Origin of the sequence: Dechloromonas denitrificans (assembly GCF_020510665.1) — a bacterium.
Classification (GTDB): domain Bacteria; phylum Pseudomonadota; class Gammaproteobacteria; order Burkholderiales; family Rhodocyclaceae; genus Azonexus; species Azonexus denitrificans_B.
In genome coordinates this window covers 297799-311730 of sequence record NZ_CP075187.1, presented here as the reverse complement: position 1 = coordinate 311730, position 13932 = coordinate 297799, and the positions used below count along the sequence as shown (strand labels likewise).

Here is a 13932-nt window from a genome sequence, read left to right as displayed (position 1 = left end):
AAAAACCGAAGTATTTGCAGACCAGCCAGCGGCCAGAGTCTCAACCGAGGTGATTGAGAAAAGCGCGTGTCCGGGCCTGCTGCGGATTGGCAAAAAACTCACCGGGCGGCCCCTGTTCGACGATATGACCGCCATCCATGAAGATCACCCGGCTCGACACATCGCGGGCGAATGCCATTTCGTGCGTCACCACCAGCATCGTCATGTGCTCATCGGCCAGTTGCCGGATCGTGCGCAGCACTTCCCCGGTCAACTCCGGATCAAGGGCCGAAGTCGGTTCGTCGAACAACATGATGTCCGGCTCCATCGCCAGCGCACGGGCAATCGCCACACGCTGTTTCTGGCCGCCGGAAAGACGCGAGGGATAGCTGTCGCGCTTGTCGAGCAAACCGACCTTGCGGAGCAGCGCCTCGGCCAGCGGGACGACCGCATCGCGGGGCATGCCCTTGACGGTCAGCGGTGCCTCGATGATGTTCTGCAACACGGTCAGATGCGGAAAAAGGTTGAACTGCTGGAAAACCATGCCCATCTTGCGACAGATGCGTCGCGCCTCGGCTTCCGGAACATAGCGGCAAAGCCCTTGCGCATCGGTGCTGGCCAGCATTTCGCCTTCGATGACCAGTTGACCGCGATCAATCGTCTCAAGTTGATTCATGCACCGCAGGAAGGTGCTTTTGCCCGAACCGGAAGGGCCGATCACGGCAACGACTTCACCCTTCCCCAGTTCCAGCGAAACGCCCTTGAGCACCTCGACACCCGCAAACTGCTTGTGGATATCAAGCGCCGAAATCATCGGCTCAGTCGTCATAGACGGCATATTTTTTCTCCAGGCGCATGAAGCCCCAGGTCAGGATCAATGTCATGACCAGATAAAAAGCAGCGGCGACGACGAAAGGCATGGTCGTGAAATCGCGCTGGACAATACCGCGCGCCGCACGCAGCAGATCATTCATGGCCAACACGTAAATCAGCGACGTATCCTTGACCAGCGTAATGGTCTCGTTGCTCATCGGCGGCAGGATGCGCTTGACCATCTGCGGCAGGATGATGCGCCGCATCGTCTGCCAGTACGTCAGCCCGAGCACTTGCCCGGCCTCATACTGGCCGCGACCGATCGACTGGATGCCGGCCCGGAAAATTTCCGCGAAATAAGCCGCGTAGTTCAGCACGAAAGCAACAATCGCAGCCGGAAAATCAGGCAGCCGAATGCCGACGTAAGGCACGAATGGCAAGGCGAAGTAGATGAACAGCATCTGCAGCATCAGCGGCGTACCGCGCATCAGCCAGATGTAACCGCTGACCAGGCCGCTGGCCAGGCGCCAGTGCGACAGACGGATCAGGGCCAGCCCCAGACCGAGCGGAACGGCGAGCACCAGGGTCGCGAAGAAGACCTGGAGGGTCACTACCGTCCCCTGGAGCAGGGGGCCGAGAATTTGAATGATGTAGTCCATGGACCGGCCTTGTCATCGGGGCAGCCGACGGCCACCCCGAAAAAACCCTGCGTACGGCGGGTGAAAAATTACTTGACGATGTTCTTGCCGAACCACTGCGTCGAGATACGGGCAGCAGAACCGTCCTGCTTCATCTCGCTCATGGCTTTCTGCAATTTGGCGAGCAAGTCGGCATCATCCTTGCGAACACCGACACCGTATTCTTCGGTACCGAAATGATCGTCCAGCACCAGATAATCACCCGGCTTCTTGGCGGTGTAATAGCGGCCGACGACTTCATCAACGACCAGCGCTTCGAGGCGACCGGCCGTCAGATCCATCAACGCCGTAACGTTGTCGCCGAACTTCTTCAGTTCCTTGACGGTTTTGCCGGCGGCATCCTTCTCGATGGCTTCGACCGCACTGCTGCCTTCCTGGACGCCGACAATCTTGCCGGCCAGGTCAGCTTTGGTCTTGATCGGCGAATTGGCCACGACAACGATGATCTGGCGATTTTCCAGATAAGGCGCGGTGAAGGCGATCTGTTCCTTGCGCTTGTCGGTGATCGTCAAACCATTCCACAGCACATCGACGCGCTTGCCGCCCAACTCGGCTTCCTTGGCATTCCAGTCGATCGGCTTGAATTCGACTTCGGCACCAAGACGCTTGGCCGCTTCACGGGCCAGATCGATATCGAAACCGACCAAGGCGTTTTTCTCGTCACGGAAGCCCATCGGCGGGAAATTGTCATCCAGGCCGACCACAATCTTGCTCAGCGCCGGCGGTGCCGGAATGGCGGCCGGGGCAGCCTCTTCTTTCTTGCCGCAACCGACCAACAGGGCGCTGGCAGCGAAGGCCAGCATCAAACCGGAAATCTGCTTTTTCATGCTTTATCCACCCAAAAAGGACCTGAAAGCGCGGCAAAAACACCACAGACAGGCGAAGGGCGGAATTGTCACCCTAAAGCATGGCCAATTCAACCTGAAAAAGGTTTTTTTGCAGTCGCAAAAACAAAAAGGGCGTGCGCCGTTCGGCCACACGCCCCTGATGGCTGCAAAAACCTGAATCAGCGCACGTCGAGCAGGCTTTCATCCCATGCGGCATGCTTTTCCAGCCCCAGCAGGTTGGCTACCGTTGCCGCAATATTCGACAGGCCGGCCTTGTCCACCGGCTTCAGGCCCAGCTTGCCGCCCGTGGCATAGTCAGCCAGGATGAGCGGCACGGGGTTCAGGGTGTGCGCGGTCTTGGCCTGGAAGGAGCCATCGGGATTCTGCGCCGGCTGCTTGGTCTTTTTATCAAGTTCGTACATTTCGTCGGCATTGCCGTGGTCAGCCGTAATCAACGCCACGCCTCCGGCCGCTTCAAGCGCTTGCAAAACACGGCCAAGCGCCAGGTCGACCGCCTCGACCGCCATGGTCGCCGCACGGAAATTCCCGGTATGTCCGACCATGTCGCCATTGGCGAAGTTGCACCGCAGGGTCCGGTACTGACCGGACTGGATCGCCGCCACCATGGCATCGGCGATTTCAGCGGCCTTCATCCACGGACGCTGCTCAAAGGGCACCACATCGCTCGGCACTTCCAGCCAGGTTTCGCCGTCGAACTTGCCGGAGCGATTGCCGTTCCAGAAATAAGTCACGTGGCCGAATTTCTGCGTTTCGGAACAGGCGAACTGGCTGATCCCGGATTTGGCGAACCACTCGCCAGTGGTGTCCTTGATCGCTGGAGGCGCAACCAGGAAGCGGGCAGGCAACTTCAGGTCACCGTCGTATTGCAGCATGCCGGCGTAGGTCACCTTGGGCCAGCGGATACGGTCGAATTTATCGAAGGCGGCTTCTTCGAAGGCACGGGTGATTTCAATCGCGCGATCGCCGCGGAAATTGAAGAAAACGACCGAATCACCATCTTCGACACGACCGATCGGCTGGCCATTTTCACCGATGACAAAGGCCGGCAGATCCTGGTCGATCGTGCCCGGATTTTGCTCGCGCAGGCCGTTGACCGCAGCAAGCGCGTTGGTGAACTGCTGGCCCTCGCCCAGCACATGCGTTTTCCAGCCGGCCTCGACCATCGCCCAATTGGCATCGTAACGATCCATCGTGATGTGCTGACGCCCGCCACCAGAAGCAATGCGCGCATCGAAATCGGCACCATTCAGGCCGGCCAGGAAACTTTCGAAGGGTACGACGTAGTCCAGCGCACTGGTTTCCGGCACATCGCGCCCGTCCAGCAGAGCATGGATACGAACCGTGCGCACACCTTCAGCCCGAGCTTGCACGACCATCGCCTTGAGATGGTCGATATGACTGTGCACATTGCCATCCGAGAACAGGCCGATCAGATGGAGCACACCACGCCCGGCCTTGGCGCCGGCAATGATCTGTTGCCACGCCTCACCTTGCCAGATGGCACCGGAAGCAATCGCCCCGGCGACCAGTGCCGCCCCCTGGCTATACACCTGACCGGCACCGATGGCGTTGTGGCCGACTTCGGAATTCCCCATGTCATCGTCGGACGGCATGCCGACGGCGGTGCCGTGTGCCCGCAGGCTGATATTCGGGCAGGTGGCGAACAAGCGATCGAGAACCGGCTTGCGTGCCGCGGCGATGGCACTGCCGACTTCAGATTTCGGGATGCCGTAACCGTCCATCACGATAGTCACGACCGGACCTTGAACACCGGCGAACGAGGAGAGCTTTTGTAGCATGGGAAAATTCCAGCAAGAATTGGCAGAAACCAGGGCTGACTCGTCGTCAAATCCGAGAAGACTGGTGAATTTTTGATTAATTTGACATTTTACCTGCGATCGCCCAACAATCGAACAACACCGCTGCGTGGCTAGTCGGCAAGCATTTCCCCCGAACAAACCCAGATCCAACCCAGAGCAGGACACCATGGCACTCCGCCCGTCCGGATTCATTCCCTTCGTTTTAGCCTGCTCGCTGGCGTCGACCGCAGCAGAAGCAGCAGGCGCGCCCTGCGGCAAAAACATCAGCCTCGCCTACTACGAGCTGGGTGCGCTCTACCAACGGATGCCCAATGGCCAACACACCGGCATCGACAGAGATGTAGTCGATGAACTGGCCAAACGCAGCGGGTGCACCTTCGATACCCGCCTTGAATCGCGGGTCCGCATCTGGACTCTGCTTGAAACCGGAAAGCTTGATGCCACCGTCTCCGGCATCGCCAGCCCCGAACGACTCAAATTTGCCCAGTTCATTCCTTATTTCACGGCACGCAACCGCCTCATCCTGCATCGCGAACAGGCGGCAGGAATCGTCGATTTGAATGCATTTCTGAACAATCCGGCACTCAGGATCGGGGTCGTCAAGGGATTCAGACACGGCCCGACCTATGATGCCTGGCTGGATCGCCTGAGAACCATGGGGCGAGTCCAGGAAATCGCCGACATCGACGAGGTGTACCGCCTTTTCCGGCACCAGCGCATCGACGCCATGCTCTCCCTGCCCACCGCGTTTGTCCCCTTGCTCAAACGCTATGCGCTCGAAGACAAGGTGGTCACCCTGGACTGGGTCCCCAACGAACAATTGGTTCATGAACTGGTACTGTCCCGCAGCCAGGTTTCGTCCCAGAGCTTCCAACTGCTCAATGTCACGCTGCACAAAATGCGCAGCGACGGAACGCTGCTCCGCATCTACAACCGGCATATCGGTGCAGATTACGCCCGCCAGATGCTCAACGACCTGCCTGATTCGCCCCAATAAACCAAGAGCAGGCCTTGCTGCGGTCTACAGGCTGCAATCGCTTGTTTCCTGCCCGACACGTTGCAACTGCAGGGTGAATGTGGTTCCGACGGTAGGCGTGCTGCTCACTGAAATACTGCCGCGCAAAGGTCCGCTGACCAGATTGTGGACAATGTTCAGCCCCAGTCCGCTGCCGCCCTGACCCAGCCGCGTGGTGAAAAATGGATCGAAAATCCGCGGCAGGTCCTGCTCGGCGATTCCCTTGCCATCATCGCTCACCGTAATCCGGATATGTTCTGCATCGATCGCTTGTGCCGCAATCAGGACGTGCCCCTCACCTTTACCTTCAAAAGCGTGCACCAGGGCATTGTTGACCAGGTTGATCAGCACTTGCCCGAGATGTCCGGGAAAACTGTCGAGCACGATATCGAGCGGAATATCGCTACTCACGGTATGCGGGGTCTTGCGAATGCTCGGCCCGAGCGTCAGCACGATTTCGTGGACCAGTTCAGCCAGCTTGAAAACCCGGCGCTGGGCGCTGGTCTGGTCAACGGCAACCTGCTTGAAACTGCTGATCAGCTCAGCCGCACGCCCCAGGCTGCGCATCAGCAAATCGCTCGCCGTGCGCGTCTTGTCGACAAACTGATTCAGTCTTGAACGGCTCAAGCCTTCGTTCGCCGCACGGGCAAAGGCAAGGCTGTCTTCCTGCAGCGTACTGGCCACGGTGACACCGATGCCGATCGGCGTATTCAACTCATGTGCCACACCGGCCACCAGCGAGCCAAGCGCCGCCAGCTTTTCCGAGCGCAGCAACTCGCCTTGCGCCCGCTGCAAGGTCTGCAATGTTTCATTCAGTTCATCGTTGGCTTTCTGCAAAGCCTGCGTCCGCTCGGCCACCCGGTCCTCAAGACGCGCATTCAGCATGCGTACCTCAAGCTCGTTGCGACGCTTTTCAGTAATGTCCTCAACGGCCAGGATCAGGAGCGCATCGCCAACGATCTCGATTTTCCGGCCAGAAATCGAGCACAGCCGATAATCATCCTCATCGGCCCGGCGCAACATGGCTTCGTGATCGTGCACCTCGTTGTGCTGCTCGATTCGTGTCATCACCTCCTGGCGCTCATCCGGCACCTGCCACAAGGCCCGCCACTGGGCGGCCTGCACCCCGGCATCGTCGTGCGACCAGTGAAACTGCCGGAGCCAGGCATCATTCACATCTACCTTGGCATAGTCCTCAGATGCTCTGGCAACCAGGATAGGCACCGGCGAGGATTGGAAAATAACGGCGAATTTGGCCTGACTGACCCGCAGCTCGTCTTCCACCCGCTGTCGCTCGGCCAACTCCCTTTGCAGCGCAAGGTTCTGGATCTGGCGCTCGGAAAAAAGCCCCCCCAGTTTTTCCCGCATGTCGTCCAGTCCCTTAGCCAGCACGCCCAGTTCATCGGCACGCTGCCAGACAACCGGCTGGTCAAGCTCGCCCCGCGCCAGACGGGCGGCCCCTTTGAGCAGTTGACGGAGTGGCGCCATCATCCGGCGCTCGAAAAGCAGGAGGATGAAGACAAAGGAAAAGACAATCTGGGCAAATACGGCGAAAGCAAAACGCAGCGCATCCTCAAGCAACTGTGCTTCGATGCGGCTCGTCGTCAATTCGATCCTGACCTGGCCGATGACTTTGTCGTTGTGCATCACATCGCGCCGGGCCTGCACATTTCCGCCGATACGTCGTTCCGGATGTTCGCTATACACAAAATGGCCGAGCGCCTGGTCATCCACCGAAATACTGACCACATCCGGATTGCTCAGGATGGCATTGACCAAGGGCAGGGCCGAAGGCGCATCGACGTTCCACAACGGGCCGCTCATCGCATGCGAGAGCATGTCGGCATACTGTGCCAGCGGCGCATGAATGCGCAGTTCAAGTTCCTGGTGATAACGGTTATGGACGAACCATGGGGCGAGGAAAAGCACCGGCAAGAAAATGCCGAGACCGACCCCCAGAATCATCACCTGCCGCAACGACAGCTTGCTCACCGGATCATCCCTGCCCTGAACGATAAGATCATTTTGCCTCATTTTGAAATGTGGCAACCGAGAATCTGGCAATGCCGGCAGGCCGTTTTCGGCAGACGGCTGCGGTCGACCGCGGGAATCAGCCAATTTTCATTATTCGGTGCGCTGCTGTGGGATAATTTCGCCCCGTTCGCACCCCCTTCGCAAGGCATGGCAAAAGACTCACCGATTCAGTTCAAGGGCACATCGCTCAAGATCATTCAGACCCTTCTGCGGACCACCGATCCGGCGGATATTCACGCCGCACTCGAAGAACTTACGGGCAACGCCCCGGATTTCTTCGAAAACGAACTGGCGATTCTCGACTTCAGCCAGGCCGGCGATCTTCCGGATAACGCAGACTGGGACCACATCCGTCGCCTGTTGCGCGGCTCTGGCCTGCATGCCGTAGCAACCCGCGGCTTGCCGGATGCCCAGGCCGCTGCAGCGGCCAGCGCCGGCCTGCCGACACTGGCCGGCGACGCACTGGGGCGAGCCTCGCGGCCAGCCAGGGTCGAACCCGAAGCCACGCCCCCGGCCCCTGTTTCTGCACCGGCACCGGCACCTGCGGTTGAAACGCCGGCGGCCGCCGCTGTCAGCGAGGCTGCCCCGGCCATTCGCACCATCATTCTCGACAAACCCTTGCGCTCGGGACAACGTTATTACGCACGAGGCTGCGATCTGGTCATCATGGCCATGGTCAGCGCCGGTGCCGAAGTCATTGCCGATGGCAACATCCACGTCTATGCGCCGTTGCGCGGACGCGCCCTGGCCGGCGCCAGCGGCGACAAGGATGCCCGTATTTTCACGACCAGCCTGGAAGCCGAACTGGTTTCCGTCGCCGGTCTGTACCGCACTTTCGAAGCCGGCGTTCCAGCTGAACTGGCACGTCAGCCCGCCACTGTCAGCCTGGTTGGCGAAGGCAACGAATCACGACTCAATATCGCCCCACTGGCGCTCCGATAAACCCATTCCAACAAAACCCAGCGAGAAATCACCGTGACCAGAATCGTCGTCGTAACTTCCGGCAAAGGCGGGGTCGGCAAGACCACCACCAGTGCCAGCTTTTCCACCGGCCTCGCCATGCGCGGCTTCAAGACTGCCGTGATCGACTTCGACGTCGGTCTGCGCAACCTCGACCTGATCATGGGCTGCGAACGCCGCGTCGTTTATGACCTGATCAATGTAATCAACGGCGAAGCCACGCTGACCCAGGCGCTGATCAAGGACAAGCACTGCGAAAACCTCTACGTGCTGCCCGCCTCGCAAACGCGCGACAAGGATGCGCTGTCCGAAGAAGGCGTCGAAAAGGTCATCAAGGAACTGACCCACCAGGGCTTCGACTACATCGTCTGCGATTCACCGGCCGGTATTGAATCGGGCGCCGTGATGGCCCTGACCTTTGCCGACGAGGCACTGGTCGTGACCAATCCGGAAGTCTCGTCCGTACGCGACTCCGACCGCATTCTCGGTATCCTGCAAGCCAAGTCGCGCCGCGCCATCGAAGGTCGCGAACCGGTCAAGGAACACCTGCTGATCACCCGCTACAACCCGAACCGCGTCGAAGCCGGTGAAATGCTGTCGTACAAGGACATCCAGGAAATCCTGCGGGTGCCAATCATCGGCGTGATTCCGGAATCGGAAGAAGTCCTGCAAGCCTCCAATCAAGGCTCGCCGGTCATCCACCAGAAGGAAACCGACGCCGCCGAAGCTTACAACGACGTGATTGCCCGCTTCCTGGGCGAAGACAAGCCGCTGCGCTTTGTCGACTACGTCAAGCCGGGCCTGCTCAAGCGCCTGTTCGGAGGCAAGTAAGATGTCCTGGCTCCAGAAACTATTCGGCAACCAGCCCAAGACGGCTCAGGTTGCCAAGGAGCGCCTGCAATTGATCATCGCCCATGAACGCGATGGCGGCGGCAGCAGCGCCAATTTCCTGCCCGATTTGCAGCGCGAACTGGTCGCGGTCATCTCCAAGTACGTCAAGGTCAACACCGACGACATCCGCGTTTCGCTCGAAAAGCAGGGCAATTACGAGGTACTTGAAGTGAATATCGTGCTGCCTGAAAAGGCCTGAGCGCTGTCATGCCTGACCCGTCCTAATCTAGGTTGACACCTGTTGCGACGGATTGGCCAGCTTAATTGCTGGCCTTCAAAGACGCCCGATGAACCTCATCGGGCGTCTTCAATTGTAGCGAGAAATGCGGTCTCTCCTGGTTGTAGATGGCGATGGATTGACTGACCATGCGGCGTGCCTGATCGAGATCGTCGGGCTGCTGGAGTAGAAACTCCTGCTTGAGAATGCCATTAACCCGCTCTGCCAAGGCGTTCTGATAGCAATCATAGCCGTCCGTCATTGAGCAGATCACCCCGTGTTTCTGATGAATAGCTTGGTACTCATTGGCGCAGTATTGGACTCCACGGTCTGAATGATGGATCAGCAGCCCATTTCCCTGACGCCCCTTTAACGCCATCTTCAAAGCCTGGCTCACCTCAGTCGTGTGCAGGCGGTCATGGACGTGGTAACCCACAATCTTGCGTGAATAGGCATCGGTAATCAGACTCAGATAGGCACAGCGCTCACGGGTAGGCAAATAGGTGATATCGGCAACCCAAACCTGCTCGCTCGCCTCGGCGCTAACCTGATCCGGTCCCGCTTTCAGCAAATTGGGATGGCGCCGGAAATGGTGGTGGCTGTCGGTCGTCTTGTGATACGCCCGCTTGGTTGGCACCAACAGGCGATTCCAACGCAACAGATCGAACAAGGCATCGCGCCCAAGGCCACGCCCTTCGGCCGCTAGCGTCGGGCCAAGCAGGTGATGTAGCTTGCGCGTCCCCAGTCGGGGCTGATGCAAGCGCTTGGCCTTTACCAACTCAAGAGCCCGTTCGTACTTGACCTCATCGTGCACTCGACGCTGCTGCCACTGGTAATGTGCCTGCCGGCTGATGCCCATATAGCGGCAAGCCCTCGATACACTCAGTCCTTCGACGGACTTTTGCGCGAGGACTTGCCCACAGGCTTTTTTACCACACGAACTCCATAGTCCTTCTTCAAAACGTCAATGACCGCTTCGAAGAATTGGGATTTCTCTCGGGCTTCCTTGAGTTGGACTTCCAGCTCCTTGATCCGCTGTTCCGGCGTCTGGCCCTGGCTGCTCGCTGATGTTCGGGTTGGCTCACTCATGCGGCCGTATGATGCCATCGGCCCCCAGTTCTGGCGACCATGCTTGCGTAACCAAACCAAGACCGTCGATCTGCCCTGGATACCGTAACGCTGCTGGGCTTGCTTGTAGCTCAGTTCGCCTTTTTCTACCTGCTCAACAACGGCCCGTTTAAAAGCCAGCGTGTAGTCTCGCTGTGTCCTCTTAACCCCTGACTCCATCTGACAGCCCCTTTCGTTCTAGAAAAGGTGTCAACTTCATTCAGGACGGGTCAGCCCAAGAAAAAAGGCATCCGGATGGATGCCTTTTTTGCATTCGGGCCGGCTCAGAAGAATTCGGCCTCGCTATATACCGTTTCAGTAAATATCCCTGCCGCCAGCAGTTCCTGGTGATCGTAAATCCTGTTTCGCCCATCCTGCTTGGCCCGATACAAACTGCGGTCGGCACGGCTCAGTACCTCTTGCGGCAAGATGTTTGGATCCGCCCGACAATAACCGATGCTGATCGTCAGCCCGCCAATCCGCGGGAAGGAATGCGCCTCGATCGCCAGGCGCAGTCGCTCAAAGATGTTGCGGGCGATCTTCTCGTTCTCGGCAGCGGCAATCGCGACGAACTCTTCTCCGCCATAGCGGTAAAGCAGATCCGAACCACGGAAAGTGGCAGACATCAGGCGGGAAACAAGCAACAGGATTTCGTCCCCGACCATGTGGCCGTGCGTATCGTTAACCTGCTTGAAGTGATCGATATCAATCAGCGCCAGATAGTATTGGCCGCCAGGGATGCTCCGCCGTCCCTCCAGTTTTTCGGTAAAACTGTCGGGCTGGCCAAGCAGGCTCCAGATGCGATCAAAGCTGTTTTCCAGCGCCTGCCGGTTGAACAAGCCCGTCAGGCGATCACGCAGGCTGATATCCAGCAGGGCGTAGTAATTGGAAAAAACCTCCAGAACCCCGCGTATCGTTGCATCCTCGACCGGAGAAACCTCACGGTCACGCTGAAATACGAAATAGCCGCAAACCTCGTTCCCGCCAAACAGGGGATAAGCCACCAGCACCTCATGCCCCAGTGTTCGGGTACAGGGCTTGGCCAGCAGGCGAACATTCTCGGTCAATGAAATGACTTCTTTCGGCAGTTCGGCCAGATTGAGCACTTCTTCAACGCGCTCGACCATCCGTGCCTCACCGTCGGATTCGACCACCTTGGAGCGGTGGTAGTGCAGTACGCGAGCCAGGACCTGCTTTTCATCTGTCCGGTACAACGAGGTATTGAGAATCCCAAGTAGCGGACCCAGCGAACGCAACAGACTTTGCTCAAGCAATTCCGTATCGCGGATCGAAGTCATCTTGCCGAGTTTGCCAAGCAAACCCGGTAACTGGCTCTGGTTTAACTCTTTCGCCATTTTGCTCTCCAAGGCTCTCTGCCTTTAGTAATACTTTTAATGCGTTTTGATCATATCCCATGAAAACATCGAATTTGCTAATTTTTGTAAAGACAGGCCATTTGATGGGCAAAAAAAGGGGCCCGAAGGCCCCAAAAAGGATGAGATCACCAGGTTGCTGTTCTCCCTGAGTCTCTCCCGCAGAGTGTTTAGTGAGCCGATGCGGCAGATGCACCCAGCCCGGTCTGGGCGCGAATGTACTGCTCTTCAAATGCCTCGGCTTCCTTGGCGGCACGCTCGCTCTTGTCGGTCACCGAGCCCAGCCAGGTCACCAGGAAGGCGGCGGTCATCGAGATGATGGCCGGGTGGTCGTACGGGAAGATGGCTTGGGCATTGCCCAGCACCTTGACCCAGACGGCCGGGGAAAGAATGACCAGACCAACGGCGGAAACCAGACCGGCAATGCCGCCCCAGAGCGCGCCGCGCGTCGTCAAACCCTTCCAGTACATCGACAGAATCAGAATCGGGAAATTGACCGACGCAGCCACGCCGAAAGTCAGCGCAACGAGGAAGGCGATGTTCTGATCCTTGAAGAGCAGACCGAGCAGAATGGCGACGATACCGATACCGACCGAAGCGATCTTGGTAACGCGCATTTCTTCTGCACTGGTTGCCTGGTTCTTCTTGATCACGCGGGCATACAGGTCATGGGCGATAGCCGAAGCACCGGCCAGTGCCAGCCCCGAAACCACCGCCAGAATGGTGGCGAAAGCAACGGCGGAAAGGAAGCCTAGGAAGATATCGCCGCCCACCGACTTGGCCAGGTGCATGACCGGCATGTTGCCACCGCCAATGATCTTGCCGCCAACCACGCCACCCTCGAAGAATTGCGGATCCTGACCAACGATGACGATGGCCGAAATACCGAGGATGATCACGACGAGGAAGAAGAAACCAATGAAACCGGTGGCGTAGAAAACCGATTTGCGGGCTTCCTTGGCATTCGGCACGGTGAAGAAACGCATCATGATGTGCGGCAGGCCGGCGGTACCAAAAAGCAGGGCCAGCGACAGGGACACGGCGGAGATCGGGTCAGCCATCAGCGAACCCGGCGCCATGATCTTGATACCAGCTTTATGCACGGCAACGGCCTGGTTGAACATCGCATCGAACGAGAAACCGAACTTGGCGAAGGACAGGAACATCAGCAGCGTACCGCCGCCAAGCAGCAGGCATGCCTTGATGATCTGCACCCAGGTCGTTGCGACCATGCCGCCGAAGGTGACGTACACCATCATCAGCAGACCAACGCAGATCACAGCCATGGTGTAGTCCAGCCCGAACAGCAACTGGATCAACTGACCGGCACCGACCATCTGGACGATCAGGTAGAAGCACACCACGGTCAACGAGCCAAAAGCGGCAAAAGTGCGGATCCGGTTTTGGTCGAGACGGTAGGAAGCGATATCGGCAAAGGTGAATTTACCGAGGTTGCGCAGACGCTCAGCCATCAGGAACAGGATGATCGGCCAGCCGACAAAGAAACTGATGGTGTAGATGAAACCATCGAAACCCTTGGAATAAACCAGGGAAGTCAGACCCAGCAGGGTCGCCGCCGACATGTAGTCACCGGCAATGGCCAGACCGTTCTGGAAGCCGGTGATACCGCCGCCAGCCGTGTAGAAATCGGAAGTCGACTTGGTGCGTGCCGAGGCCCAGTAAGTAATGCCCAGCGTGGCCAGCACGAAGACCATGAACATGGCGATGGCGCTGACATTGACCGGCTGCTTCTGGACGCCTTCGATGGCGCCCGGCGCGGCAACGGCGGCAAAGGCAATCAGGCCGCCGGCGATAAGTGCAATCAGGGAACGCTTCATTTGGCCGACTCCTTGAGAATCTGCTCGTTCAGCGTATCGAATTCGCCATTGGCACGGCTGATGTAGATACCGGTGGTCAACCACGAGCCGACGACGAGAATCACACCGATCGGCCAGCCGATGGTGATGATGTTGCCTTCGCTGATCGGCTGAGCCAGGAAGCCCGGATTGAAGGCGGTGAGCATCATGAAGGTGTAATAAGGCACCAGCACGGTAAGCGACAGGATGATCGCGAAGCGCGTACGCTTGCTGACCATTTCGGCAAATTTCGGATTGCTCCGGATTCTTGCCTGAATGTTGTTTTGAGACATGACCCCTCCTGGGAACATAGATGGATGA

The 13932-nt window shown here is 58.2% G+C and carries 14 protein-coding genes; 5 read left to right on the top strand and 9 right to left on the bottom strand.

Translation table 11 applies throughout. The features are described from left to right. Positions 1-40: 40 nt before the first annotated feature. From KI614_RS01485 to KI614_RS01475, 3 genes are all read right to left on the bottom strand, one after another. The gene (locus tag KI614_RS01485; RefSeq protein ID WP_226409200.1) at positions 41-793 is read right to left on the bottom strand and encodes an amino acid ABC transporter ATP-binding protein; all 753 of its coding nucleotides are present in this window, start codon (positions 791-793) and stop codon (positions 41-43) included. Positions 794-797: 4 nt separating this feature from the next. Beyond that, entirely contained in the window at positions 798-1451 is a 654-nt protein-coding gene (locus KI614_RS01480) for an amino acid ABC transporter permease (RefSeq protein ID WP_226407400.1), read from the bottom strand. Between the two features lie 68 nt (positions 1452-1519). Next, a complete protein-coding gene (locus tag KI614_RS01475; RefSeq protein WP_226407398.1) occupies positions 1520-2317 on the bottom strand; it encodes an amino acid ABC transporter substrate-binding protein in 798 nt (265 codons plus the stop codon). Here KI614_RS01475 and KI614_RS01470 point away from each other — a divergent pair. After that, positions 2316-2495 carry a hypothetical protein gene (locus KI614_RS01470; RefSeq protein WP_226407396.1) on the top strand — a complete coding sequence of 60 codons (180 nt, stop codon included), beginning with the start codon at positions 2316-2318 and terminating at the stop codon, positions 2493-2495. The two genes, KI614_RS01475 and KI614_RS01470, sit on opposite strands and share 2 nt — an antisense overlap. A gap of 1 nt (position 2496) precedes the next feature. Here the strand turns inward: KI614_RS01470 and gpmI are convergent, their stop codons facing one another. Continuing rightward, positions 2497-4137 carry a 2,3-bisphosphoglycerate-independent phosphoglycerate mutase gene (gpmI, locus tag KI614_RS01465; RefSeq protein ID WP_226407394.1) on the bottom strand — a complete coding sequence of 547 codons (1641 nt, stop codon included), beginning with the start codon at positions 4135-4137 and terminating at the stop codon, positions 2497-2499. Positions 4138-4324: 187 nt separating this feature from the next. Here gpmI and KI614_RS01460 point away from each other — a divergent pair, with 187 nt between their 5' ends. Then, a complete protein-coding gene (locus KI614_RS01460; protein ID WP_226407392.1) occupies positions 4325-5155 on the top strand; it encodes a substrate-binding periplasmic protein in 831 nt (276 codons plus the stop codon). 24 nt (positions 5156-5179) lie between these two features. On the opposite strand, the gene KI614_RS01455 is transcribed toward KI614_RS01460, so the two are convergent. Further along, the gene (locus tag KI614_RS01455; protein WP_226407390.1) at positions 5180-7165 is read right to left on the bottom strand and encodes an ATP-binding protein; all 1986 of its coding nucleotides are present in this window, start codon (positions 7163-7165) and stop codon (positions 5180-5182) included. Positions 7166-7354: 189 nt separating this feature from the next. On the opposite strand from KI614_RS01455, the gene minC reads away from it, so the two are divergent. From minC to minE, 3 genes are read left to right on the top strand one after another with little or no spacing between them, the layout of a single operon-like run. Then, positions 7355-8149 carry a septum site-determining protein MinC gene (gene minC, locus KI614_RS01450; protein WP_226407388.1) on the top strand — a complete coding sequence of 265 codons (795 nt, stop codon included), beginning with the start codon at positions 7355-7357 and terminating at the stop codon, positions 8147-8149. 33 nt (positions 8150-8182) lie between these two features. Continuing rightward, entirely contained in the window at positions 8183-8998 is an 816-nt protein-coding gene (gene minD / locus KI614_RS01445) for a septum site-determining protein MinD (RefSeq protein ID WP_226407387.1), read from the top strand. Position 8999: 1 nt separating this feature from the next. Beyond that, positions 9000-9257: a cell division topological specificity factor MinE gene (gene minE / locus KI614_RS01440; protein ID WP_203468367.1), complete on the top strand. Its 258-nt coding sequence runs from the start codon at positions 9000-9002 to the stop codon at positions 9255-9257. 61 nt (positions 9258-9318) lie between these two features. Here minE and KI614_RS01435 read toward each other — a convergent pair. The 4 genes from KI614_RS01435 to KI614_RS01420 form a co-directional block, all read right to left on the bottom strand. After that, positions 9319-10562, bottom strand: a protein-coding gene (locus tag KI614_RS01435; protein WP_226407386.1) for an IS3 family transposase whose coding sequence is annotated in 2 segments (ribosomal slippage) — positions 9319-10206 and positions 10209-10562 — 1242 coding nt in all. Because the reading frame shifts where the segments join, the coding sequence is not laid out codon by codon here. Between the two features lie 104 nt (positions 10563-10666). Further along, positions 10667-11737, bottom strand: a complete 1071-nt coding sequence (locus KI614_RS01430) for a GGDEF domain-containing protein (protein WP_226407385.1) — start codon at positions 11735-11737, stop codon at positions 10667-10669. A 188-nt stretch (positions 11738-11925) separates the two neighbouring features. Beyond that, entirely contained in the window at positions 11926-13593 is a 1668-nt protein-coding gene (locus KI614_RS01425; RefSeq protein WP_226407384.1) for a cation acetate symporter, read from the bottom strand. Further along, the gene (locus tag KI614_RS01420; RefSeq protein ID WP_203468364.1) at positions 13590-13904 is read right to left on the bottom strand and encodes a DUF485 domain-containing protein; all 315 of its coding nucleotides are present in this window, start codon (positions 13902-13904) and stop codon (positions 13590-13592) included. The genes KI614_RS01425 and KI614_RS01420 overlap by 4 nt, the downstream gene beginning before the upstream one ends. Positions 13905-13932 lie beyond the last annotated feature (28 nt).

Excerpts from the sequence above, each read along its gene's own strand:
- KI614_RS01485 (WP_226409200.1), bottom strand. The coding sequence starts at position 793 with ATGATTTCGGCGCTTGATATCCACAAGCAGTTTGCGGGTGTCGAGGTG.
- KI614_RS01480 (WP_226407400.1), bottom strand. The coding sequence starts at position 1,451 with ATGGACTACATCATTCAAATTCTCGGCCCCCTGCTCCAGGGGACGGTA.
- KI614_RS01470 (WP_226407396.1), top strand. The coding sequence starts at position 2,316 with ATGCTTTATCCACCCAAAAAGGACCTGAAAGCGCGGCAAAAACACCAC.
- KI614_RS01475 (WP_226407398.1), bottom strand. The coding sequence starts at position 2,317 with ATGAAAAAGCAGATTTCCGGTTTGATGCTGGCCTTCGCTGCCAGCGCC.
- gpmI (WP_226407394.1), bottom strand. The coding sequence starts at position 4,137 with ATGCTACAAAAGCTCTCCTCGTTCGCCGGTGTTCAAGGTCCGGTCGTG.
- KI614_RS01460 (WP_226407392.1), top strand. The coding sequence starts at position 4,325 with ATGGCACTCCGCCCGTCCGGATTCATTCCCTTCGTTTTAGCCTGCTCG.
- minC (WP_226407388.1), top strand. The coding sequence starts at position 7,355 with ATGGCAAAAGACTCACCGATTCAGTTCAAGGGCACATCGCTCAAGATC.
- minE (WP_203468367.1), top strand. The coding sequence starts at position 9,000 with ATGTCCTGGCTCCAGAAACTATTCGGCAACCAGCCCAAGACGGCTCAG.
- KI614_RS01430 (WP_226407385.1), bottom strand. The coding sequence starts at position 11,737 with ATGGCGAAAGAGTTAAACCAGAGCCAGTTACCGGGTTTGCTTGGCAAA.
- KI614_RS01425 (WP_226407384.1), bottom strand. The coding sequence starts at position 13,593 with ATGAAGCGTTCCCTGATTGCACTTATCGCCGGCGGCCTGATTGCCTTT.
- KI614_RS01420 (WP_203468364.1), bottom strand. The coding sequence starts at position 13,904 with ATGTCTCAAAACAACATTCAGGCAAGAATCCGGAGCAATCCGAAATTT.